This window comes from Janthinobacterium sp. 64 (assembly GCF_002813325.1).
Classification (GTDB): Bacteria; Pseudomonadota; Gammaproteobacteria; order Burkholderiales; family Burkholderiaceae_D; genus Janthinobacterium.
Window position 1 is genome coordinate 5168444 of record NZ_PHUG01000001.1, and the last position, 23916, is coordinate 5192359.

The 23916-nt window shown below is 53.2% G+C and carries 16 protein-coding genes; 4 read left to right on the top strand and 12 right to left on the bottom strand.

Annotated elements, in window-relative coordinates; all coding sequences use genetic code 11:
• Positions 1-215 precede the first annotated feature (215 nt).
• Positions 216-566 (top strand): helix-turn-helix domain-containing protein, encoded by a 351-nt coding sequence (locus CLU91_RS22695; RefSeq protein ID WP_141213217.1) that lies wholly within the window; start codon positions 216-218, stop codon positions 564-566.
• Between the two features lie 326 nt (positions 567-892).
• Here the strand turns inward: CLU91_RS22695 and CLU91_RS22700 are convergent, their stop codons facing one another.
• On the bottom strand, positions 893-1387 hold the full coding sequence (locus CLU91_RS22700; protein ID WP_100875920.1) for a hypothetical protein: 495 nt from the start codon (positions 1385-1387) through the stop codon (positions 893-895).
• A 2555-nt stretch (positions 1388-3942) separates the two neighbouring features.
• The gene (locus CLU91_RS22705) at positions 3943-4716 is read right to left on the bottom strand and encodes a hypothetical protein (protein WP_100875921.1); all 774 of its coding nucleotides are present in this window, start codon (positions 4714-4716) and stop codon (positions 3943-3945) included.
• Between the two features lie 270 nt (positions 4717-4986).
• Between CLU91_RS22705 and CLU91_RS28000 the strand changes: the two genes are divergently transcribed.
• Together CLU91_RS28000 and CLU91_RS22715 are read left to right on the top strand one after the other, a co-directional pair.
• Positions 4987-5226: a hypothetical protein gene (locus tag CLU91_RS28000; RefSeq protein WP_157814771.1), complete on the top strand. Its 240-nt coding sequence runs from the start codon at positions 4987-4989 to the stop codon at positions 5224-5226.
• A 199-nt stretch (positions 5227-5425) separates the two neighbouring features.
• The gene (locus tag CLU91_RS22715; RefSeq protein ID WP_100875923.1) at positions 5426-5782 is read left to right on the top strand and encodes a hypothetical protein; all 357 of its coding nucleotides are present in this window, start codon (positions 5426-5428) and stop codon (positions 5780-5782) included.
• Between the two features lie 224 nt (positions 5783-6006).
• Here the strand turns inward: CLU91_RS22715 and CLU91_RS22720 are convergent, their stop codons facing one another.
• The 5 genes from CLU91_RS22720 to CLU91_RS22740 all read right to left on the bottom strand — a co-directional run bounded on the left by CLU91_RS22720 (position 6007) and on the right by CLU91_RS22740 (position 10874).
• The gene (locus CLU91_RS22720) at positions 6007-6552 is read right to left on the bottom strand and encodes an RNA 2'-phosphotransferase (RefSeq protein WP_100875924.1); all 546 of its coding nucleotides are present in this window, start codon (positions 6550-6552) and stop codon (positions 6007-6009) included.
• Between the two features lie 250 nt (positions 6553-6802).
• Complete coding sequence (locus tag CLU91_RS22725) at positions 6803-7324, bottom strand: HAD domain-containing protein (protein ID WP_100875925.1); 522 nt, start codon at positions 7322-7324, stop codon at positions 6803-6805.
• A gap of 255 nt (positions 7325-7579) precedes the next feature.
• Positions 7580-8107 (bottom strand): HAD domain-containing protein, encoded by a 528-nt coding sequence (locus CLU91_RS28845; protein WP_100875926.1) that lies wholly within the window; start codon positions 8105-8107, stop codon positions 7580-7582.
• A 96-nt stretch (positions 8108-8203) separates the two neighbouring features.
• Positions 8204-9355 (bottom strand): hypothetical protein, encoded by a 1152-nt coding sequence (locus CLU91_RS22735; RefSeq protein ID WP_157814772.1) that lies wholly within the window; start codon positions 9353-9355, stop codon positions 8204-8206.
• 805 nt (positions 9356-10160) lie between these two features.
• The gene (locus CLU91_RS22740; protein ID WP_100875928.1) at positions 10161-10874 is read right to left on the bottom strand and encodes a hypothetical protein; all 714 of its coding nucleotides are present in this window, start codon (positions 10872-10874) and stop codon (positions 10161-10163) included.
• Positions 10875-11063: 189 nt separating this feature from the next.
• Between CLU91_RS22740 and CLU91_RS22745 the strand changes: the two genes are divergently transcribed.
• Positions 11064-11291: a helix-turn-helix domain-containing protein gene (locus CLU91_RS22745; protein ID WP_157814773.1), complete on the top strand. Its 228-nt coding sequence runs from the start codon at positions 11064-11066 to the stop codon at positions 11289-11291.
• A 362-nt stretch (positions 11292-11653) separates the two neighbouring features.
• Here CLU91_RS22745 and CLU91_RS22750 read toward each other — a convergent pair whose 3' ends face one another.
• The 5 genes from CLU91_RS22750 to CLU91_RS22770 form a co-directional block, all read right to left on the bottom strand.
• On the bottom strand, positions 11654-17488 hold the full coding sequence (locus CLU91_RS22750) for an ATP-binding protein (RefSeq protein ID WP_157814774.1): 5835 nt from the start codon (positions 17486-17488) through the stop codon (positions 11654-11656).
• A 195-nt stretch (positions 17489-17683) separates the two neighbouring features.
• The gene (locus CLU91_RS22755; RefSeq protein WP_100875931.1) at positions 17684-18187 is read right to left on the bottom strand and encodes a hypothetical protein; all 504 of its coding nucleotides are present in this window, start codon (positions 18185-18187) and stop codon (positions 17684-17686) included.
• Entirely contained in the window at positions 18177-20417 is a 2241-nt protein-coding gene (locus tag CLU91_RS22760; protein ID WP_157814775.1) for a hypothetical protein, read from the bottom strand. The genes CLU91_RS22755 and CLU91_RS22760 overlap by 11 nt, the downstream gene beginning before the upstream one ends.
• Positions 20418-20424: 7 nt before the next feature.
• On the bottom strand, positions 20425-22482 hold the full coding sequence (locus CLU91_RS22765; RefSeq protein WP_157814776.1) for a hypothetical protein: 2058 nt from the start codon (positions 22480-22482) through the stop codon (positions 20425-20427).
• Complete coding sequence (locus tag CLU91_RS22770) at positions 22427-23797, bottom strand: tyrosine-type recombinase/integrase (RefSeq protein WP_100875934.1); 1371 nt, start codon at positions 23795-23797, stop codon at positions 22427-22429. Before CLU91_RS22770 ends, CLU91_RS22765 begins: the two co-directional genes overlap by 56 nt.
• Between the last annotated feature and the right edge of the window lie 119 nt (positions 23798-23916).

Sequence of the window (23916 nt, forward strand, 5' to 3'; positions counted from 1 at the left end):
AACGCCCCTTGACAAAACCTTATCCACAATTTGATTGAAATAAAGCAACTACCATATCTAGTTAAAAATGAGAATAAAAATCAATATATTGCAAAAAATGGCAAAAGTATAAGTGCATATGGAAAGAAAATGTGCCAGTTGCCATGAATTGATATAAAACAGCTTACACTAAAAAAATGCTAATATTCAAGTTATCCACAATTTTGGGGCCAGAAATGGCACTTTTTGATATGGCTATGCCTGACTTTGGCTCTGCTGGAGCCCTTGATACCGAAAATCTGATAATTCTGCTTCGTGACAGAGTGCGTTTTGAACGTCGGCGCCAAAACCTCTCACAGGCGGCGTTCGCCGAAGTGTGTGGCATACCATTGCGAACGTTTAAGCGCTACGAGTCCACAGGAACCGGCTCCATTGAACTCTTGGTGAAGATAGCGCAAGGGTTTGGTCGTGCACGTGGTTTCGATTCCATCTTTCCTCCGCAACCGCTAAACCCTCAACCTCGTGGGGTCAATGCGGTACTAGCGCGCTTGGGGCAAAGCATCGAGAAACGCAAGACCGAAAAGTAAAGGTTAATCACGCGAGTGCGAAAATGAGAGTCGAGTCGTAGCCGATGAACGCAACGCACGTTAAAAATAATTCATGCCGTTCGCCAGCCGCTCTTTTGGCTAGGAGCACATACGTAGCAAGTCTGGAGCCTTCGCCAAGCGCACCACGCTAAGCGACATCATGCCAATTCGAATGATGGATTGGCAAAATGGTTCAACACGACTTAAATGAGCGAGGGTAACGTGGGATTTTCACACTTTTGGGCGATGCAGGAATTACCGCATCGGTCAGATGCATCCCGAAGTGGATGGATTGTTGGCGCTCACTGGGAATTCAGGACACTCCCTCAGACGGAGGGCGTAACAGGGCCATCAGCTCCCTGGGAATCAATATCGCAATAGAACGATGTTGCATCTAGGACTCTTAAAACCTCTGCTGATAGCAGTTCTTGCAAACCCAGTTCGCAGAAATTTTGATACGCGCCCCTGATGTAATTGGAGGCCTCATCGCGAGGCACCAACGCTACTTCTGCGTCCTCAGGCGAGCCAAAATGCTTGATGGAGTTCTTCGCACCGTACATGAGCTCAGAAACTCTTTTCTGCACATTGGTGAGCCCAAGTCCATCGACCGCACGCGTAACGTATTTCACTCTTTCGTCAAAGTGGTTTACTCGCCCCGCGTGTCTACATGCCTTGCCCGTTAGCTCTTCGGCAGCGGCTGCAAGATGCATCGCGGCGAAGTATGCGCTTCCATCACACCACAAATCGGCAGCGGTGTTTAAGAACTCAACAGCGATAACTATTTTTGAATGGGTCTTCTGAGATTCACCAGAATCATCCATGCTCTATCCTGCAGATATTAATTATATGCAGTCACATTACCATGCCGACCTTTCGCGCACCAATCCGCGCACTTACCCGGGCAGGAATTGTTCGGTGGGTCGTACCGAAAGGGTATACCGATTCGTTACCCCTTCGGATTTGCGGCTTACTTTGGGTATGGCGTAGATTTGCGACCTTCTTTAAGAGGGTTGCAAATCTGCGGGGGACTTTAAGTCCCTTGCAAACCAGCGGGTGCTTGCTCCGATTTGAAATCGCGGCAAGCCTGCAGCTGCAGCGCATCAACGGAAGCAAAACCGGCACATCTCCGATATTAGCCGGCCAGCAGCTCGGCGCCAGGGTAAAGCCTACTCGGCGTAGGTTTTGGTGCAGCAGCTGGCGCCGGCCGCGCGGCTGCGGCTGCGGCTTTAATCTGCTCACGTGAAGAGTTTGTTCCGGGCTTGCTGCGCAGGTTATTGCCGGTCCCCAGAAAGAGGGAGCGGAAAAAAAAGGGGGGGGGGCAGGAATAGCGCCCGCTTGCCGCTACGCCTTGGTCGCATTTGAAACGCGAGCAAGTTCGGCCGACGCCGTACCAGGCCAAGGGGGGAGCGAAACCCAATACCCTTGCGACCTTCTTTGAGAGGGTTGCAAAACAACGGCGCCAGCGTGCGGTACATACGGGATATTCCCGGATGTAACGTCCATGACGAGGGCGCCGCAGTAAAGTCAGATTTCAAATCCGGCTTGGCAGGAGCCGAACAAAGCAGGACCTGCCGCGCGGCACCGGTCAAATACCGTTTGGCCGGTATTTGAAATGGCTATCTCGGCTTGCCGTTCCTACGGCCGCAACACGACGGGCCGCCGGTGGGGCTTTGGCGTGCGCCGGGGCTGACGTCTCCTCCCTTGCTCGTCTTGCCGCTCGTTCCGCTCTCGCTCATGGCTACTTCCTCAGAATGGCCGCCCGGAAGTACCTTTCGCATGCTCCCCAACAATTGCATATGCCATAGTTGAACCGAAGAATTCCATCGCCCACAAGCTTTGCCCATCAGCGAGGTTAATGTAGCCGAATTTAAAGGTTCCATAATTTACGGACGACCAAGTAAATCTAAGCCATATTGCTAGCAGCGAAGCAGGCTCGCATGGGAGGTTTCCACCTATAAATATCTCAATTGGGATTTCAAGTCCAAGAGCCACGTTGTTGTTTTGGCACCAGTACAGTCCTCGTACAATTCGTAAAATAACCTTAGCATATGACGCTGAAGGGAAGATGACTTTTTGCTTCGCTGTCATTCCGTCGAAAGTGGGTATGTGAACCATTTTCGATTGCTCAAAATAGTTCCACAACCGGCGGTTTTTGCTTACCGTTCGAGCAAGTGAGTCTAGTGAATGGTCCGATGCATAATGCTCGTACCCAACAGCTGATAAAATTATTGCCTTGAACTCCTCGTCATCATCGTTCGCACCATTGTTACATTGCGCGCAAGAAGGGACCGAGAATAGTGGCGAATTAGGTTGTCGCGATTGCTTGGGATACAAACTCTGTGGGGGAATATGGTCATCGGTCCCCGCTCCAGGCAACCCGCAGTGAGCACAAGACCGACCACTTTTCCATTTTGCCATTTATTGCCTGCATTTAAAGTTTTTGAGAGCGCAGAAAGCATCTTATCGCATGTGGTGCTGCTGACAACGCCAAGGCTCTTGGTAACGGTTAGATGCGCTGAATCTCAGACAATCTACAGCTCATACTGGACCGTTCGTGCTGACCACGAGTCCCGGCCAGCCTGCAGCTGGCGCTGGCCGTCATCGGCGTTGAAGGGGCGCATTTCAAATGCGTACCCTTGCGCCAGGTCGACGGTCCGCTGAACACTGGCCCGAAAATTTTGGCCAGCGGCATTTGAATACGCGCACCGGGTCGCAATCTCACTGCGGCGACCAGCGGCATAAGGGGGGGCGCCATGCCCTTTTGACCTCGGCGTGTACTGCGAAGACGCCGGGAATTTTTCCGGCATCGGGCCACCCCGGCTAATTCTATTCGGCGTCGCGGTGGCCGGCTTGGCCCGCCCACTGAAGAAGGTCCCGAAAAATTGGGAGCGCGAACCAGTCACTGCAGGCGGGCCAGTGTCGGCGGCGCCCTGGTTCTGGCCCGGCTGCGGCTTCAGACGAAATCCGTACGAACACGCCGGCCGGCGACGACGAACGAAAATTTTCGCTGGTGGGCGCGCAGGCGTGCAACCATGAGAGCGATGAAACATGGGGTTTCAAATATCAGGACGAGGCTGGCCAGCTATTCCAGGCGCTGGACCGTACATACCGGCTTGGACGGTATGTAGAACGAGCTGCGGCGCATCGGCTTCGATGGTCCTTCGAAGGGGCTTGCAGGGGGCTTCACTGCGGACGAAATTCGTACGCGGTTGACCTGCTGCTGGTGCCAACCATCGCGCCGGCCGCGCAGGCCAACGCTCAGCAAAGGGTCAGGACGGAACTGGCACCGTCGTGGAGCCGTCGACGGCGCCGGAACAGCGTATAGTACCTTTCGAACGGTGCGAGCTACGGGAGCGATACCACTCGGCCACCGTCGCTACTTACGAGGGTATAGACCTGGATGCTTCGGCAAGGCGTCAATCTGACCATCTCTGTCGTAAACGCCCAACTCACCAGTCTTTAAAATTACGTAGTAGTCTCCGGAACTGCTTTCTTTGCGATAGTAACGTCCTTGTGTGCCTTTGCGCAGCGGCTCGCCGGTGGCGCCGCTGGAGCAATACTTACTCCGGTAGACCTTGTAAATTTTGCCGCCGACATCTTCCAGACTTGTCGTCAGCCCGTTCATGCCATCCACCCAAGTGCCGAGAATCTTGCGTTGCGATAGCGGTGGCAACTTTGGGTCACTGCCATATGACTTCCCAGGTTCTTTACTAGGGTCGCATTCCGCGAGCTTGGCGGAGGCAGGCGCCAAGAGCATATTTTCTCGAATATCAATTACCGGCTTCATCTTTTCAGCATTGAGCCTGGCGACCCATGATGAGCTAATGGCACTGGCAGGCGATACATACAAGAATATGCGAACGTCTGTCACTGGGCTGCGTCTACACGCTTGCTGCGCATTCGCATATAGCTGGTTCAACGCCGTGCGGACTTGAACTTCGGACGGTGCAGGCTTCACATCAGTGAAAGCATAAGTTTGGGTAAGTGAAGAACGGACCGGCGTGTCAACATCGTCCTGCGAAATCAAACGAACTGTACCGTCTGCGCTGGCTAGTTTCATCTCTTTGCCATTTGCTGGCATAGGAATACAGGCAGCGAGACTCGCCTGCGCCGTGGAAAATGCCAAAAATGCAAATATAATGCGCTTCATATTCTCCTATCGCTTATTGCCAAGAGTGGCCCATCAGTATCTCATCGTAAGCACCAGGCCAGATAGTATTTTTTGCAAAATTGATAATTCATAGCGCGAATTCTTAGTGCATTGGAATCCTGATTTGAATCGATGAGATTACTTGACGCTTGGGAGAGAGTGCGCTCGGCGCGGTGCCGGCGGCAATCATTGCAGCTCGGCGTGGTTGCTTATGCAAGGGGGCAGCCCCACCCGCTCGAAATCGTTGGCGCTGCTCGTCCGTGTCATTGCGTGCTGCTCGTGCTGCTGGGCCAGGTCGGCAATACCGCATGCTCTCCTAACAAGGCGACCTTTGATGCTGGCCGCGCCCTGGATATGCGCTGGCTGCTGGCGCTGCTCGATGCCCGGCGCCGCTGGCTTGGCGGAGGCGCTGAACTGCTCACCCTGGATTGGGCTCAAGCCGGTAACGATAACGCCGTCCCGCTGGACGCACGCCTCGCGGCGCGTCGAACGACTGCCCAGTCATCGTAACTGGTTCCGCCGAGCCGCCGCTAGCGGAAACGCGTTCCGATGGAACTGCGCAGCTCAACAGACCGCATTCGCCCCCGGACTTCCAATGAATCGGCCGATAAAAAATATTTTCAATGCATATAAAAAATTCGCTCCCATGTGCCTATACCAAAGGTAGGCGCCTCATGCGCTCCGAAAACAATTCCCAAAGGACAAAATTATGCTGACAACCTCCGACGTGTCGAACCTCGTTAAACTCGAAACTGAATACAACGCTGCAGTTGAAAACCTTAGTGCTGCAAGAGAAACGGCAAACTCGGCCGACTTCCGTTTTCGCACAACATTGGAGGTGTGTGAGCACGCCATCAATTTGCAGCGTGCATTGGAGAAGAATAGGCTTCTTGAAAGTGAAGAGGCTTATACCCCTGTTTACCGTGTGCTGATGATTATGCAGCGGGAGACAGAAGCCTCGCACCGGCACGCTGACGCGGCATATCAAAATGCCCATAAAGCCGCAAAGAAGTGTTTTCACGCGCTCGAGGAAGCCCGAAAATCTGCAACCTTCGGTGCGCCGTAAACTCAGTAAGGCTCCGATGAAATCATGTTGAAGGATATTTAATAATTTGATGAGGGGCGTGCTACCAGCATGTCCCTCATATTTTCTCGCGCCCGTCGCCACTCCCTTTGATGCATCCCACTGCATCGGACGAGGACAAGTCATGGGTTTAGTGGTGAAACTGAGGGCCGTCGATGTGCAAAAGTGTCATGGCGCTATGGAGGCTTTGAGCGCCGCCAGTGCATTTATTTTTCTGGAAACCGAATGTACTTCGGAGGGACGTTCGGAATCAACCACACGCCGTTGTCCGAGCACCTGAATCGGTACCCGTCACGGAGCAGTGGAAATGTTTCCACGAGGAGCACGACCGGCGTACCCCGACGCGCACCTACCTCTGATGCAGTTTGTTTCGTTGCAGACAGATGTACGTCTCGCCGCGTGCCTGGCAGCAGACCCTGCCGGCGAATCGATGCGATAAACTTTTGTACCGTACCGTGAAATAGCACCGGAGGCGGGGTTTTGACTGGAAGCTTCAGGTCAACATCAAGAGAGTGCCCTTGTGCCGCGCGGATACGCGTTCGGTCCTCACTCAACGAAAATCTCTGCTTATCGTTTTCGTCCACTATTTGCGTCAGCTCGTCTTGACTAATTGCGACGCCGGCACCCGCTGATTTCAAGAGCAGCTCAGCAACGTCAACCCATCCACGTTTATCGATTTCAAGGCCGATAGCGTCCGGCCGGTGCCGAAGCCAACGAGACAAAAATTTGCTTTTCTGTTCCAAAGTTGTCATTTACTTTCTCGCTTTCAATTCATAACCGCGCCGTGCATTTTTCGGAATTCCTTGGCGCTGCCGCTGTTGCCGCCGGGCGAACAGTAGTCTGCGCAGCCGTTGGCATCAGCTCAGCCGACCGTACACAACGAACTGAGACGCAAGGGCGTGATATTCGAACTGACGTGGCAGGAGTACCAGGCCGTGCTACCGGACGGCTACCTGCCTTCGAATCAGGGACACCCACATTACAGCGATAATCTCGGCGGCGTTAGAACGAGGCTAAGACCTTGCGAATCGCGTGCTGCACACCGATGTCGCTCAGTCCAAGATGGTCTTCCGTTTTAATGAGATGGTCTATGCACCACGCTGGCCAGCCTCGGTCATCATTATCAATCGCGAACCACTTTGTTGGCTTGCGGCGCTCGACGTCGCGCCACACCTGCAGGCCTCTCGGCATCAGGTCGAAATCCAGCTTTTGGGTTACGCGATTGTCGAAGGTTGCACCAACCACTCTTGCCTGAAGTGCTGGGGAGAGCTGAGCCTTAGCAAACTCAAGACTTCGGGCGCGCACCCACGATGTACTGAGTACGATTTCAACTTCTGGGAATGGTTGTAGCAGCCGTTCCAAAATCGGTGCCCATTCGAAAAGTTCGTGTCCGTGCGCCGTCATATGAATCCCACGGCTGGAGCTTACGTAGACAGAGTCAAAATGCGTCACTCCGTCGAAGTCGCAATAGCAGACCCATAACGGCCCCCCAGGCACGTCGTCATCACTATTCAACAGTTGCATTTCGTCCCTCCAGTAAGGCAACAAAAGTGGCGAACGGCAAAGGCAACGCCCTTGGCCAACGGGACGGTGCCACCCTCTAAGAAAAACGCAACGCTACGGTAATGCTGCATAGCTCGTCCAAATCGAGATAGAGCACTGGGTTCATGACCGCCATAGACGTAGGAGTTCACGACACAGTAAGGACGCTCTGGCGTCCAAGGCGCACGCAGATGTAGGGAGGATTTGCAGTCAAAAGCTAGCCTAGACCGCTATCGGTTATGTCGTCCGTTGTGCTCGGAGAATTGCTACTGCACGCTCAAGTTGGACTTCTGTAAATCCCACCCATTCATCGCAGAATACGGTGTACGGCTCCAAGACCGAGTCGACCAGAGTGCGGCCGCTCGATAAATCGTCGAGGATGACGTACGTGAACGGTCGCGTGGCACCGTTTGTCCTCAACCACGCAGCGATATCTGTAACACGATATGAGCCTACCTCGGTTGCGCTCCGCCAGTTTGAATGTAACGACGCGGCGACGAAACCTAGCCCCCCTCGAATGAGCACCTCCTGTATTTCGTCGCGTGACAGATACGTCGACCAGGTCGAACTGATTACGTAACTAGGTTCGAACTCATCGTGAAGCCGCTCAAGGTTAGCCCTGAGCTCCTGATGAAATACGTTTGCCCAAAGTTCGGTTGCCAGATGCGGTTTGCCGGACCTGAGCGCTGCAAGAACCACTCCTGACGTGTAGTCAGGGTGGATAGCGATGACATCGTCAAAATCGAGAAATATCAGCGGTTTCACGGTGCTTCTTTGATTTGGTTTTTACTGTGCGTCATCGACAAAGCCGCTTCCAAATATCGCTCCGCCGATAGGGCAACCGCATGGCGCCTGAACCTGTTACTTCATCCGAGTGCTATTGTTCGTTGCGACCCGCGCTTTGAGTTCAGCAATGCGCTGCGCTGCCGCGCTGCAATCAGCCGCAAACATTTTGCCCTGAGCATCAACCTGGTAGTACGGATAGCGGCTAGTGAAATACAGCGATGCATTGCTACGGCACGCAGTATCCATAGTGAAGTCCATAACCAGGTAGCGACTCACGTACTCGTTAAGGCGAGGGGCGACTTTAGTGCCGGCAACAGTCCCCGATACTTTTTGCGCATCAGGCGTTTTAGTATCCCGGAGGGCCTGTAGGGTCATCGTCGCGCCGGGGTTAAACGTGCCGTTCGCCCATGTCCCGACACTGATGGGCATGCCCGTGCCATCTACATTGGCCAACGCGTAGCTGCCCTGAGCCGCGGCCCCGGCAGCCTTCACCACCGCTGTGGCGGGCAGGTCCAGCATCACGCCGAGGTACTCCAGTCCGTTAAGGAGTTCCTGGCCCTGCAATGATTGGGCACCGTAATATGTCGTGTCGCTCTTGACTGACCCTTTCAGCACATTCAGGTATACCGACTTGTCCTGCAGGAAAACGGCGTTTGCAACGTCCAGTTCAAGCAGGCGTTGCATGCCGTCGGAGAATGCGTTGGCCAGAGTCGCGCCTTTCCTTGCGCTCGCCGTCATCGCATTCGCGGCGATATCAGTTAGCGGACTAATTTTGAAGTTGTTGTACTCGGTTGTCACGAACGGCGTTATCAGTTCCAGCGAACCGCCGGGCTGGATTGTGTTGTCTGCAGCACGTGCTACTGTTCCGCCAACCGCCACAAGGCGTACCGGGCCCAAAGGGGCGGCGGTTGCTGTGATAGCGAACTGGCCGTTGACGTCCGCATTAGCCGGCGCGCCCAAGGCTGCCCCGGAGCTGCCATCCGCCTGCACGCTATACGCGGTCACGGAGGCGCCTACATATGCAGTCCCACGAATAGTCGAAGTCGCGACGCCAGGCGCAGCGGTGCCGGTCAAAATGTTGATTATGGTCGTTGGCGCCGCCGTTACTGGCGGCGTCACCGTTGTTGGTAGCGCGGACGGGCCGGCATTGCTACTGGAACCCCCTCCGCCGCATCCAGCAATGATAAGCATGGCGGCGGTTGCTGAAATTTTTTGTATAGTTTTCATTTTTCTTAAGGATGGACAAGCGTAGGCCCTCGCGGGCAGATGTAAGACTTTTGTAGCTGAGGTCATCGGTGAAGAATTGTTTCGCTTAGGGCGGCTGCGTACTTCGGCTAGCATCCATCTGGTTTCCAATCCCATTTACCACTAAAGGGGTCGTGGCAATACTGGGCTTGGAACCGCTGCGTGCAGCCATTTTCAAATGTACGAACGCAGTCGCCGTTACTGCACTGGTAGGTAGACCGAACTGTTCGTCCCGGTGGCGGGCCGCAATTCGACTTTGCCTCTCGTTTCGGCGTACTTGGCTGGCTATACCCTGTCTCGTCCCACCAACTGGTGATATCAGTAGTTTGACAATCACCTAACTTTTTTTGCTCACATTGGCGAAATGCCCGGTCTACGGCATCCTGCTGTGTGTCGACGCCTGTGCTCATCGCACATCCTCCTACCCCGCACACCATCGCACCGCCGCCGAATCCCTTTTGCCGATGTATTACAGCGCACGTTGCCGCTTTCTTGGCAAGACCGCTTTCTTTTGCATAGGCTTTGCATCCTTTTACTGCAGCCAAGTCAGCCTCCTTTTGAGTTGCGTAACCCCACGCGGCGTAAATCGTGCCGTGCGGTATCCCGTCGACTTGCGCGATGGCCGTGTAGGCTTGACTGACCAGCGGGGTGAGGGCAGCCACTAATAGCAGCAGAAACCGCCAGCCCCTGCTAGCAAAGCCAAGCTGATGACTGCTTACCTCGCGTTCCATCCCGGCGTCCGCAAGATTTGCGGATGTGCAAAGAGAGTGAGCTCCGTCATGCCGTGTCATAGGCTCAACCTCGTTTTAGGTACTCGTCGTCGAAATTGCTTCGCTGCCAGCAGCACCTGCTCAAGTCTCTGCTCGTACTCTACGGCGCCACCATGCGCCCCATCTGTCTCCAATATTTTTAACGGTGTCTGGTTGCCCAAGTCCGCGTGCTCGGTTGTGAAAAAACGAAACTTACGAACTCCGTCAATGCCAAGTAGTCCTTTTGAGACAGCGGCAAGACAGGCCGGGTCGTACTGCGATTCAGCAAAAAAAGCGGGGTAATAGTCATCGCCGAAAACACCGTCAACCCAGTGCGGCATCGTGAAGACTTTTCGTTCACGTACCAACTTGAGTAGGTGCGCTTCAGAGGTGCCGGTACGAAGGCACAGCTCAGTTGCGGTGATTAAGGTGCCATCGTCAATTAATTCAGGTCCACGTCTCCCCATGGCGCGGTCGAGACGGAATTCAGTGGCATATATCTGGGTCCGGTTGTTTGCAAAGCACTCAGGCTGCGTAGTTACCCAATGCAGGTACTCGGTGATGCATGCCAAGTCTGACCGTGCCAGTCCTGTAGTCGCGGCCTTGAACGCGTTTGCCACCGCCTTGCTATCGGCGTCGGTACGGCCCGGGGGAAGGCCTGCACGGAATGCACCCACTGCTGCTGAAAAAATGCAGTAGGAAGAAAGGAATTGGGCTGAAGTCATTTCGTAATTAAAAGTCGCGATGGTCAAAGCATCATGTGGATGCGTTCTGCTAGTAAATGAATAGGAACAAACCTGTCTTACCCATATTGAGGGCAGCAAAAACAGAAGATAGAAATGACGCGGAAGCTAGCGGAAAGTGCGATTTGCCGCATTGTGAAATATTGTAACGTATACTTTATAGACCGAGCAAAGTATATAACTCATGCTACGACTGTCATGAGCAGCCATTACACAGTCAAAACAGCCCGAGAACGACTCGCTCGTAATCTAAAGGATTGGCGTGTAAAAAGAGGTATGAGCCAGGATGTTCTGGCGGAGCATTCGGGTCTGTCCCGAGTTTTTCTTTCTCGCATAGAGAGTGCGCTCGACACTGTTTCTCTCGACAATATCGAAAAAATCGCCGAAGTATTGAAGATTGATATCCTCGACTTGTTGCATCATTAGTGTTCCCGTGGAAGTGCCATTGACCGCTATGCCGTCATTGCAGTGGAACCTACAACAGCGGATTCGAGTTTTCGTGCCGGCTCCGGCAGGAGCTTAGCCGAGACGTGTCGGTCATCCCGCTTCGAAATTCCGAATGTCATCTGGGCTAGCCGCACCACCATCACAACGACCGGCCAACGCTCATCACAATCCTGAACTCGTGCTCGACCTCCCCTCCCGGTCGCTGGCTGGCGCATCTTCTCCCGCTAAGCCTGCTCCGCTGCATAGTCCTTCAGATACTTGTTGCTGGCCGAGAAGAAGGTGCCCTCGATGGCGCGACGCACTCGCGTTGACGCTGCCCGCCTGGTTGTTGTGGGGACCCTTTACTGCATGAGAATGCCGTAAATCGGCGGGTCTTCGTCATAGGCGCCGTAGCCACTCTGCCGCCTCAACCTAGTCAGGGTCCAGAGATAGAATTGTTCATCCGGGGATGCGTCGCCTTCTTTCAACGCTTCCTCAACTTCTCCAACAAGAGCCGTCCCGCAAAGCCCACTGATTGATGTCGGATGACCTGGTGACCACCCTGCGTTCCAGTAGACACTGGTGGCTACGAGTTTCCCCTCTATTGACACCGTCAGTTCTCCGGCAGACGGGTCCACGGCAACCTCACCATCGTGACCGGTAATGACTGGTAGATACAGCCGTTTTGGATATAGGTCTTTTTGAAGATAACCAACCCGGTCAACGGCATGGATGGTGGCCATTGGCGCGGACTGCGTCTCCTCGTCAAGTACATCGGCGAGTTCTAGGCTGGATACGTGGCTACGTGTGCCCCACGCATGCGCATCGAATGTTCCGTAGACGTTATGCTGCTGACGGCTATCAAACCTAGCTGCTAACGAGTCGGCGTCGATAGGACGATTCCCCCACATTCTCCAGCGAACAACAGACAGCTCAATAATCTCGTAGGCGCTCACAACAACCGGTGTCACCATTGCCAACAGGACCGCTCCTGGATTATTTACTGTCAAAGTACTTTGTGCTTCGTTAATGAATGCAGCGACCGATGTGTTGTCTTCGACGACATTGAGGTTAAGTTGCGGCATCCACGGCGGACGGGCTGGCCGCAAAAAAGCCAAGGTGGGTTCAAGGGGAAGCGCGTAGCATGCGTAGTGGAATGCTATCTCGTTCGGCATCCTCCACAATCTCCTTGCAACCTCCAGGGTACGCTGAAACGCTGCCAACATCCGAAGAAGAGTCCTACATGCGAAGCCTCCTGTCGCTTTGTCCCCCGCCGGGCGAACGAAGTAGGCCAGGTCACCCTGGAGCGGCGCATCAGGATAAGCGGCTTCAGTCAGAGACCATTCGAACGCGAATTGCCTCGTAAACGGTAGGTTCGACTGCCGCTCTAATTCGTTCATGAGTGTCAAGTAGATTCGAGGAACGCTGGTTCCTTGGACTCGCTCGAAATCTATCGGTATCTGAAAGTCCGGGGGCGCAACCTTCAAGGATGGAGTGACGTCTGATGAGTGCGTCTGACCCATGTCTTCCAATAGCCGCTCAGCCAGCAGAGAGGGATGTCTTACTGCGGCACCAAGGTCGGGAATAACAACCCAGCCCTGATTGAACGCTATCCAAAAGATGTTAAGCAGTTCCACGGTCTCTGCTTCCAAGTGGCAGAGGCGAAGCTCATGCAGCAGACGCTCACATACCTCTGCCCGCGCACTGGGCGAAAGCAGCAGAGAGGCCAGCTCCTGCATCGCCCACCAACGGGTCGCGGCAATTGGCCAACGGAGGCGTAGCATCAGCATCTCAAGTTCGACGTTTAGGTCTGGGAGTTTCTCCGCCCAAGACGGCACGCTAAGGCAAAGCGTGCGTGTGTCCTCTTGAACGCATCGAACCATAGCCTCTGCAAACTGAACTGCTTCGGCCGTTCTTCCTTGCAAGCCAAGGAAGTAGACCATCATGTCACTAGGGATGACGCGGGTTCGCTTGGGCCTATCAAGCCAGCTGTACGTGGACTTAAGAAAGAATTCATCGCAGCGACGCCTATACGTCTTCACGACTTGCCTCAATCTATCCTGAGTTTTCTCCGACCGCTCCATATAATGGCGAAGCCAGCCTCCCTTGAATAGTTGCGCTTGAACTATGTATGGAAATGCCTTAACCGGGCCCTCTAATCGAAGTTTGGTAGCAAATGCTAAGTCGAGGAGGTCGCTCAAGTCATTGTCGCGACATGAGTCTGATAGCAAGATAGGTTCCAAGGCCCCAATTAGTTGAGAACCTTGCCCTTGCGCTTCCCAATAGACGTACCACTCGCACAACACGTCTGTTCGCACGCCAAAGTGCTCTTTTAGGTCATTTGTGAGCCGGGGCAGGTCGGTAACTGGGTAGGTTTTAACGTCGCCAAGAAAGGGTTTCCAGTCGGTATCAGAGCCTTTGGAGGACGGCTCGTCGATGCGCCCAACGTCCCCTCCTCGATGTTGTTCGACCTCCGCCAACATTTTGGCAGCAATGGCATCACCGCTATCGGCTGCGACTTGTAGTGACTCGATTGCCTCGAGATGGATGCCCGTTCGAAGGACAGCGCTTGTGAACTCACACTGATTTTTCGCGGTTCTAAGAAATGCTCTCAGACAGTTCTCGGCTTCGGACCAGTCACCGCATTCAGTGTGCTTCCGAAATTTTTCTACAAGCGCTCCTCTATCCAAATTCGCTAGCAGGTCATCGGCCTGGGCCAAGACGTGCCTAGTGCCTTTCCCGTCGGTATAGGCCAAGACATTATGTACCTGTGGGGCTACTTCCGCCAGCAATCGTCGGGCTTCATCAGGTTCGACAGGCATGAGATATTCGAGCGCATCCATGACCTCCGATAAAGCTGGGTCCTTGCGCTGTGCATATCCAAGGGCAAGCTCCCAGGTCCTGCGGCACAAGTCCACTGCAAGGGGGGCGATGTCATGTCGTATCGCCATCTCACACAACTCTAGCATCGCCATCATACGGACGCCGGTTTCTTCCTGGTTGTCTGCATCAAACCCGGAAAGTTGATGGCGAATGAATGCCTCTGCGGCCCCATCTGACAGCACTTTGGCACAGCCTGACACGTACCGTGTTCTGAATTCCGCTGTATCGAACCAGACTTGCTTCATCGCGAGCTGCAAGTCAGCTACCTCAACGAGAGGGGCCTGTCCGAACCGGGTACTCATGAGCTGAATGTCGACAGCAATACCATGAAGCGCGCGTCTGAAATCAGAGGAGCCTTGGCCAAGGTTATAGTTGTGGTCAAAGCCCGAGAATTTGATTGAGCTGAAGGCTTGGTACAGTTGGGAAAATTTGATAGCGTGGCCGGCTGCCCAGCGCTCTGCAAATTCGCGGCCAATGCTGCCTAGTTGGTCGAGGTAGCTCGAAACGTTTTCGCGGTTCTTGAACTTAGGTACTCTTAGCGTGGACACATTTTTTCCAGCAGTCAGCTCTAGGTGAGCCGAACCGAAGAACCAATCATGTGCCAAGTTGGACAGCGCCTCGCGGCTCTCTTCATAGCTACCTTCCTGCCACTTATAGTCCAACGGTCTGACCGAAAAATTGACATCGCCTCCCGCCAGTGCGTTGAGACATCCGACAAGAATCCCTCGAGACATTGCAGGAAACTCAGTCCAAGCGGAGAGGTCAACCTCAGCGAGTGCTGCAGCACGGAAAGCAGCATCGCAGACCATCAGCTTTGGCTCACCTTCGGGCAGTGCCACGGAAATTTCAACCAATCTACGCAATTGGTTGCTGTCTACGAGCGCTTCTAGGCGCTTGCGTGCCATCGGAGGCCACCGCTCGGCAATCCATTGCGCCTCCTTTTCCGTAGTCGAGTCAAGCACACTGAGTTCAGCAAACGCTCTGGCCAAGTAGAGCATTTTACCTTGGGCCTCAGAGCCTTGATTTTGCGTTGCAAACCGGCTTTCTCCTCTGTGCCGGCGTAGTGCTTCTTGAGCACAGTCTTTGGCAGCAGGCCCGTTGCCTCGCGCAGCGAGGGCCAACCCGAGCGCTGCTACGTCGACTACTGCCGTTTCATGTCGCGAGGCAAATGCCTCGTCAATCACATTGCCATCGGGGGCCAGCGTCCAGGTGCAGGCCTTGAGTCGCGCGGCATCCTTACCCATTAGTTGATACGATAGGCTGTTGAGTAGCCGGTGCTTCAGATGCCGAAGACGATACGCGTCAGCATACTGGGTTCGTTGTACGGCCTGCTCCTCCGCTTCATCGAGCAGATTCTCGAAAAGGTCCGTTGGATAGCCTTCCTGCAAGCGCTCCAGAACCCAATCACGCTGAAGACCTGCAATCAGCTCATCAGGATGGCCCCTTTTCGCTTTTACTGACCAGAGCCAGTTGACTCGCAGTGCCGTCGGAGCGGTAGTGCCCAGCCATGCCTCTACAAAGACCGCCAATTCATCGACTCGTTGCTCGAAAGTGTCGGTTTGTCTGACATAAACGATAAGACTTTCGTGGAAGGGGCGTAGGCCTGCCGAAGATGCGTGCAGCAAATGTTCCACAGCAGTTACCTCGGGCCGAGGGGAGCTCGAAAGAACGGCAATTTCCGTAAAGGCGTGTTTCGGCCAGAAGAATGGAAATGCGCAAACGAGTCGCAGGACATCCTTTTGGCTCGCGGTTAGCAGGTGCCAAAGCGAGCTGTAGTAGGTTTTGGCATCACGACTCATGTCGCCCGAGAGCTTCTCAACGCTCCACACGGATAACGCCTGCCCCGACCGTACGAGCTCTTCTGTCGCATAGATGACATGAAGTGGATGGCCCGAAGTACGTTCACGCATCTTTGCAGCAGCTGCCTGTAGTTCGGCTTCGGCTATCGGCTTGCCAGTTCGAAGTTGAAGGCGCCCTTGTTGCACCTCTTTGCGCAAGTACTGAAGCACTGCGTCATCCGACATGGCCGGAAGCTCTAGCCAGGTGCCGCGAGGTGCCTCAATAAGTAAGCGATTTGGAAGTTGAGCGTCCTCAACGGGCTGCGTTCCGACGACCAGAACTAGGTTGTCGCAAGCCGGTAATAGTTGATTAAATACCTCGTCAAGAGAGCGTTTGTCATAGCCTTGGCTGCGCCAAACATGGTCGAGTCCATCAAGTATCACCACGAACGGCATTCCTTGCCTGCGGTAGTGAGCTGCACACGCCATTAAGGCAGACGAAAGTGCTCTGTCGTGTACCACAACGTCACTGTGGAACTCTTTGACCTGTGCAAGGAGTGATTCTTGCACCGCGAAGCTCGTGTATCGGTCGCGAGTGCGGTCGTTTGCCGACAGGTAGTAGTGATGGCGAACGAAAGGGATGTCTCCTTTCTGCAGCAGCTCGCATACCTTGCTCAGGTATGTGCTCTTGCCTCGGCCAGGCGGGCCAGTCAGAACCACGGGCTGCTTCGGCGCTGCCTTAAGCGCAGCCATAAACCTGGTGTGAAAGCCCGTGTCAGGTACGCGATAACCCAGCGGAATGACAAAGTCTTCGGGAAGTGGTTCCGGGGCTATGACACGTAACGTGGCTTGAAGTACCTTGAATGTAATCCAGCCGTCGGGCGCCGGTTGGTTTTTCTCGATGGACCAGTGAACCGCCCTGTTCTTGAGCGTTTCGATACCCTCAACTGTCGAGTGCCTTCGTAGTCGCTGAGTCAAGTGTATCTCGATACTGGAGAAGCCTTTGTCGCTGTGTATAACCTCCAGCGCCTGGAAAAGACGCACCGCATTGGCAGCTCCACCGAGGTCCTGTTCCACCTTTGTTTGGATATCTGCTGGTGCGAGCGTGTAGTCAATAAACGCACCACCGGTAAAACAGGCTTCCATTACAAGGTCGGGTACCCGGTTTGTCAGCAAACGGATATCCCCAACCTTTGCTGGCTCGATTGCGTCGAGCGCATCAAACCACTTGCGGAGGTTTGTTCGCGCTGTCCCACCTGCTTTGCCCTTTTTTTCCAACAACCATTTCCAGTCAAGCGCATGCTTAGATGGGGATGGCGTGAACTTGACTTGCCAAAGGTCTATTCGACCGTCAGGTCGTTCTGCGACCAAGTCATCTAACCCTTGGGGCGCAATCGCGTCTTCATCACACTCGAAGCGAATGCGCGCGTATCGCGTAGGGGCATCAAGCCAGTCGCAAAGTAGGTTCACGCCTTGCATAGTTTGATAGACGTATCCCGCAGCAATAATTGCAGAGGTCTTGATTTTTGTGCTCACATGGTCCCTAGGCTATAGTTTGGCAAAATAAAGTGAACGTTGGCTGTCGGTGCCAACTGCGTGCATCGCCGTCAACAACAGAAGAAGTTGGCCGCGAGCAATGAAGTAATGAAGCAATGTAGCATTGATGGGGGGCGATGCACCCCAGCGCATATTTATTCGGCTATCCTAATTTCGATACCGAGTTCCACGTTTCTACGGTTTGCCAATAGGCCTCACGACATGGAGGCCGACAACCTCGTTGGGACTACGGTCGGCACGACTTTCGATTCGTTTGATTTCGGCCGCCTTGTCGTGGTACTCGTTCTCGAGTTTCCGCATGCGGTTTAGCATAGCTGCTTGCTCTGATATGGAAACCCTTAGCCGCTGTTCTAAGATACGGTTGATTTGCTTCAAGTCCGCGTTGATAGCACGCATGTCGGTAGGGACGCGTATAGGTAGCTGGTCATCAGCAGCGTCTTTTCCACAAATCGCCCTGCGCACATTCGGATAGCGACATTCCTTATAGGCAAACAACGAGCGTGAGACCCCGGCCTCTTTAGCCACCGTTGTAGGATTCGCTTTCAACTTTCCTTTTTTTGCCAATACAGCTAGGTCCGGATTTTCGGGGCTGCCTTCTTTAACTCTAGCCACGGCGGCGAGCAAGTATTGCTCCATGCCCTCGCGCGTAGCTGGCAAGTCTTTGCGCTTACCCCTCATAGGTCATCTCCAGTTCTGGTAGCGTAGCGCCGAGGCTCAAGAGGTATCCCTTTGCTTGGTCTGCTCGAATTTTTGCAACTCGAAATTCATTGCCTTGCCCTGTAGCATTCGCCTTCAACCATATGACTTTATTGTCAACGTAACGCTTCGTCCAGTAGTCGATGTTCTGTTCGCCAGCTACGAAAAGATAGCAGCCAGTACAAATTGATGGCTCACGGTGTGCGAAGTTTGGGGCCTTGTTTGCCCAATGGACTGTCTGAGCACGCTTGTGGCATTGAGCCTGCAAGGGCGCAATGGCGGGAATGCACTGGCCGTAGCCATGGAAGAAAATTTTCATGTCTCGATTTCGGCACCATGTGTCCATTGTTCCCCTAGCCTCATTGTCGTCCATGCCCTCGACAATCTTCCGCAGCTCAGGCAGATACTGGTCCATTAGCTTTGCTAACCGTCCCTCTTGCTTCGAAGAGGTACCTCGCACCCTAGATAAAAAGAAGTCTGATGTGAGGTTACGATTGAACTCGGCTACGCCGGTGATTAGGCTTGCACTGGTGCCAACGTAAGCTCCTTCAGTCATCGCCAGTGAGAGGTGCTTGAACTGCCTTGCGATGGCCGGCAGCATTCGCTTGTCGACCTGAAATACGTACTGGGCGTAAGTTTTACGCCATTGGTGAGTGCGGATGCAATTCCCTCGGCTTTTCTTGTACGGACGCGTTTCTTCGGTCATCGGGATTTCGTGCCAGTCGACAAACGACCGCGCAAAACTTTTCTGTCCTAAACGGAGTAAATGGTTATTCGGCTCGGTAACGCCCGAGCGACTAATTGGAAAACCGCGAGGCACGCCAATTGTGATGATGAGATATTGTCCTATCTCTGGGTCTGCCAATGCCCTAAGAGGCGCAAGCAGCCGCTCAAGAACTGCAACGGCCTGTACTGCGTCGGGCAATTCGGTCGTACCACGGGGAGCAGCGGCAAGCAGCCACTCTTCGTTGACCGGTGCAGGACGCAGTTTTGTAAGTTTCGAATTCAAATAGTATAGGTCCAGCATCCCTGTCTTTGAGGGACGAACCGTAATGCACGATGGCAGCCCAGTTTGCTCGTTCACACCTGCGAGAAGGGCGCTAAGTTCGCTTATGCGCATACCGGTTTCGCCCTGTGCAGTTATCACGCACGCATCGACCAACTCATCAACGAGGCGTCTTAACTCATCAAAGGCCGAGCTGCCTCTCGAACCGAGTGGGTGATGCCAAGGCAACGCTCCTTCAATAGCCGAGAACCGAAAGTTACGAAGAAAAGCGCTAACTTCAGGGGTGTCCGACGGAGCATCTGGCTTGTTTTCGGGGATTGTGCCGCGAATCTGGTATAAGCCATTCACAAGCTCAATCAAATCGTCAGCCGTCATAGCGATGAATTCATGCGCTGCGTTCATCAAAGAGATGGCGACGGCGTCAGGAAGGGCAGGGATGCGGGCCGGAAGTTTCGTCGCTAGCTCAACGCTGACTTTGTTAACAGAGCGCCCAAAAAAAGGTGCTTCCGGCATCGGTCCAATCCCGAGTTTAGACATTGCAAACCGCTGTTCCCAGAGGTAGCGCCAAACAGAAAGCGAGTTTCTGAACGTTCCAGGGCTAACTCCGCCGATGTCTCCCGGGTCTACTGACTCGCCATCGCCACTTAGAAACTCACTTGAGTCATTGCCACTGACTTCGGCATCATCTTGGTCGAATTCGTCAAGTTCTGTGCCGTTGCCGAGGCTGCCGCTGTCGTCGGTGAAGTCGTTATCATCAGCCTTCATCGCATAGAAATCGACAAGCAAGTCGCAAAATCTGGCCGATGCACGATTGTTCAATTCGTCGAATCCAGCGTAATTGTGTTCGACCATCCATTTCAACAGGCGTCGCAATCCAGAAAAGATGCTTCCGGCACCGGTTGACTTGAGCTGCCTACCTACACGCCGCTCTGAGTAGAGGCTCCAAAAGAAGTGCTGGGCCTCATTAAGCAGGCGCGAATGCTGCGGGTCAAAAAGCGAAGTGCCATCATGAAGTCTGAAGTCCCAGATGCAGGTAACGGTAGTTGTACCTGCACCGACTAACTTCCCATCGAATACCCATTTCCTATCGGTCCATCGACTGACCTTAGAGACCCAAATTATTTTGTCGCTGGCATTGACACCTGCGGTGGGCAACGCGTCTTCTGCTATTGCGGGGTAAAGAGGATTTCTACGTGAATAAGTCATGTTTTTGTTACTCTAGTGGCGGTAATTTAGCGAGCTTGATGCGCTTGGCTTGCTTTTGTATCAAGTCAGGAAAACTCGGCAGCCAAACCTGCAAGAGTTTTTCTTTTATCGGTGCCCATTTGGTAAGCCATGCCTCGGGCGCAATCTCGACCGCTGCTTCGTCAATCGCGTAAAGTAGGTTCCATGCCTGCGCAAGAGCATAGGGGTCGTTAAGAGCAATGGAGCCGTGTGGGCAGCCCGGACATGACCCGTAGCGGTTGCAAAGTTTGTTTGGGGTGTACGGACCGCTAAATGGGTCGACGCAAGTCCAGCCAGGCGTAGCCGCCCCAACATCGGCGCCATCAGGCTTGTTCCGTGGGTCGACCTTCCCGAAGCTCTCACGCCACCTACGTCGGAGTTGTCCAACTTGGCCAAGGAACTCGTCGCCACGTTGCTTCTGGGCGTCTGTGCTGTAGCGACGATAGGTTGTCTCAGGCGATACATGGTTCGCTGCGGCTTGCTTGGCTCTGATATCACCACCGAACAACACATCTGTGAAATCAAGTCCAGTTGGTCGAAACCGGTTGAGAGCCGTCTGAGGCAGGCCGTGGTCCTCATAGAATCGCCTAAGGCTATTGCGCCATACGTTATCGCTGGTTGCTGTGGATGGTCCGGCAAAGGACTTAAAAATACGGTCTTGTTGTTCAGTAGCAAAAATGAATAGACGTTCCCTCGCTGCCGGAGGGACCAAAGAGCGCGAGAAAGAAGTCCACTCCTCTAGGAACTTAACGATGCTCGCCGGATTGTCTGGGGCGTCTGTAGCTGGTCTAATTTGCGGCTGTGCGGCGTCATTTGACCGTCCCTTCTTTGCTCTAGCAAGAATTTCGAGCTCAGCCGGTTCGCGCTCTCCGGAGTTGCGCAGTGCCTCTTTCTTCTCGTGATTTATGTTGGCAGGCGAAGCGACTAATTCGATGCTCCCAATCTCATTTTTGCGAATGACGTAATCATGTAAAAGGCTCTGCAGTAGCGTCTCAGAATTGTAGTCAAGATGGATGGCAAGCATTAGCACGAAAGGCACTAAGTCCCGCGCGTATGGATAAAAACAGTAATGGAGTTGCGGTATACTTCCAAATGGTTGAGTGCCTTCGACGACCCGCAGCAACATTTTGTCCTGCATTTTTTTAAGTTTGGTAATGCTAAGAATAACGCCAGGTACGCGATGTCGGAGAGCTGCTAAACAAAGCCCCAAGTCTTTATAAGGGTTTGTTTTCCATATTGAATTGTTAAACGTGCCGCATGGATGATATGCATCACCCGGGAAGATATCCCCTTGCAAAGCTATAGGATTGCCAAGTTGAGCTTGCATAAGGGCTCGTTGATGGCGTACCTTTGTCATCGTAGCTGTAATCTCTTTTTTGCATGCAACGTAGATATCGCGGTAATTCTCTTCCGGGATGATTTTTACATGAGTGCGGTCGTCCGGAGTGCCACTCCAATAGTTATTCCTAATGTTGAGCTCAGGAGAAAGCTGGTGCTTCCATCCGTCAGACTTCTGCAGGTAACGCATGACTGCGGAGGCAGTCATTTCGAAATGCTGCATCGACATTTTCTTGTACTTTGCTACTCCGTTCTCAGTGCGTCGAAGCCAGACAATGAACGTCTCAAAAACGTCCGTGGTGATGTCGCCGAGGCCTGTATCAGGCGCTGCCACCCGGAGATACTTGACAAGGCCATTCTTCAAATTGCGGACTTTTCCGTCAACTGTTACAAAGGGACTGGCAACAAGTCGAGCTGGTAACGCAAGCGCCTCCGAAAAAGGCTCGCACAACATCGGGAAGTCCAGCAGGAAGCTAATGTCAATTGATTTTTCGCCACCGGGTGCTTCTTTAAAGGGGACGACTAATTTGAGAGTTGGCCCCGATGGCTCTTCATGATGTTCGACACGGTAAGACTTAGCAATTTTCTCCGCAACGAAGTCGGCAATATTTGAGCCGGCTCGCTTTTGCGTATATGCGCTCGGTTTTTTTTGCTTACGCATCAGGCTGCCCCATCGTTCTCTTGAAATTATATTGAACACGTCCGGCATTACGGCGGTCCACGTCGACAACTTTGAGATAAATATCCATTGTTACTTTTAAGCTGGCGTGGCCGAGACGAACCTGAATCTCTTTCCACGGCTCAGTTTCACCGTTGGCTTTTAAATCGTGATAAGTCCAGACGGCAAAGGTATGCCGAAGGTCATGAAAGTGATGTTTTGATAAATTTACTCTGTATCGCTCGCTCGTCTCAATATCAATTTTCTCAACCGAATGCGTAATTTTTGCGTCCAAGCATGCTTTTTTGAATTGATATGACAATGATGTTGCTCTGACTGCATTACCTGAATGCTCCGCTGAATCAGTGAGATTAACGAACAGGCTTGTCGGACGATTGTATTTCTGACCTTTCGCATTAGCACGTGTCGTGCCTCTTATAATTGAGGCTTCGCGCTCGTTGTCCAGATAAACCATCAATTCAGGGATAAGGTAGCCAGGCACGAAAACAGTGCGGGGTTTGAGGCGCTTAGTTTTAACGATGTAGAGCGCAAAAAAGCCATCCTTGCGCTGTTCCTCATCGGCTACTAACCATGCTTGATGCAGGTCACGCAGTTGAAACTCAGTAAGCGAAGTAACTTCGTCGACGCGCATTCCAGTCCCGATTGCGAGTTCGGACACAATCCTGTCCCTGCTTGGTCTGAGGTCGAATTCACGTTCGCTCGGCAGCGGACCGAGTTTTAGTTGTATGCGGTGCCACTCGTCATCCGATAACGGTCGAATCGGCTCCCCGTACTCCATCCGTTCTCTGTATTCAGAGACGACGACTTCCGCCTTCGCGGAGTCGCTTTCAGGGTCAAATTCGCCTTGATTTATGTCGTGAGAGAGGCGCCCCTTCCTTATTTTGGAAATAACAAATTCGCCGTCGTACCAGCCCTTTTTCTGGGCATATGCATAGAAGCGCTCTACATAGACCTGACGTCTGGCGATTGTGCTGCTGGCTAGATGTCTGTTTGTCTGCGGACTGATGACTTCCTGCATTGTGTCCCGCCAAGCAATGTAATCTGATTCAGCGGCTACGTCCCATGGCTTGCCGACCTCAAGCTTCTTGGTGACAGGGTTGACCCACTGGCAGTGGGCTAGGTAGTCGAACCAGTCTCTAAGGTCGTATGCCATGGCGTCAGCCGTGTGTTGCTTCCAATGACGCGGACCACGTTTGAGTTGGGTATGTATGAGGTAGAGCAGAGCCGGCTCAATGATTTTCGATTGCTCATCGATGACTAGGAACGGAAAATCTTCTGGAAGTGCATAAGAAAACCAAGGGTTGTCTTTTGGTAACAGTACAGCTTTGTGAACACTGATAGTCATGCAATTTTTTCAATGGCGTAATGAACACAGTGTAATGCCGGAAAGACGTTTCAGCAATGAATCAGACGTTAAATGAACAAATTTTCATCGTGAGGATAAATGACGCTTTGTTTATACTC

Excerpts from the sequence above, each read along its gene's own strand:
- CLU91_RS22760 (WP_157814775.1), bottom strand. The coding sequence starts at position 20,417 with ATGACTTATTCACGTAGAAATCCTCTTTACCCCGCAATAGCAGAAGAC.
- CLU91_RS22715 (WP_100875923.1), top strand. The coding sequence starts at position 5,426 with ATGCTGACAACCTCCGACGTGTCGAACCTCGTTAAACTCGAAACTGAA.
- CLU91_RS22700 (WP_100875920.1), bottom strand. The coding sequence starts at position 1,387 with ATGGATGATTCTGGTGAATCTCAGAAGACCCATTCAAAAATAGTTATC.
- CLU91_RS22755 (WP_100875931.1), bottom strand. The coding sequence starts at position 18,187 with ATGAGGGGTAAGCGCAAAGACTTGCCAGCTACGCGCGAGGGCATGGAG.
- CLU91_RS22770 (WP_100875934.1), bottom strand. The coding sequence starts at position 23,797 with ATGACTATCAGTGTTCACAAAGCTGTACTGTTACCAAAAGACAACCCT.
- CLU91_RS22720 (WP_100875924.1), bottom strand. The coding sequence starts at position 6,552 with ATGACAACTTTGGAACAGAAAAGCAAATTTTTGTCTCGTTGGCTTCGG.
- CLU91_RS22735 (WP_157814772.1), bottom strand. The coding sequence starts at position 9,355 with ATGAAAACTATACAAAAAATTTCAGCAACCGCCGCCATGCTTATCATT.
- CLU91_RS22725 (WP_100875925.1), bottom strand. The coding sequence starts at position 7,324 with ATGCAACTGTTGAATAGTGATGACGACGTGCCTGGGGGGCCGTTATGG.
- CLU91_RS22765 (WP_157814776.1), bottom strand. The coding sequence starts at position 22,482 with ATGCCGGACGTGTTCAATATAATTTCAAGAGAACGATGGGGCAGCCTG.
- CLU91_RS22695 (WP_141213217.1), top strand. The coding sequence starts at position 216 with ATGGCACTTTTTGATATGGCTATGCCTGACTTTGGCTCTGCTGGAGCC.
- CLU91_RS22745 (WP_157814773.1), top strand. The coding sequence starts at position 11,064 with ATGAGCAGCCATTACACAGTCAAAACAGCCCGAGAACGACTCGCTCGT.
- CLU91_RS22705 (WP_100875921.1), bottom strand. The coding sequence starts at position 4,716 with ATGAAGCGCATTATATTTGCATTTTTGGCATTTTCCACGGCGCAGGCG.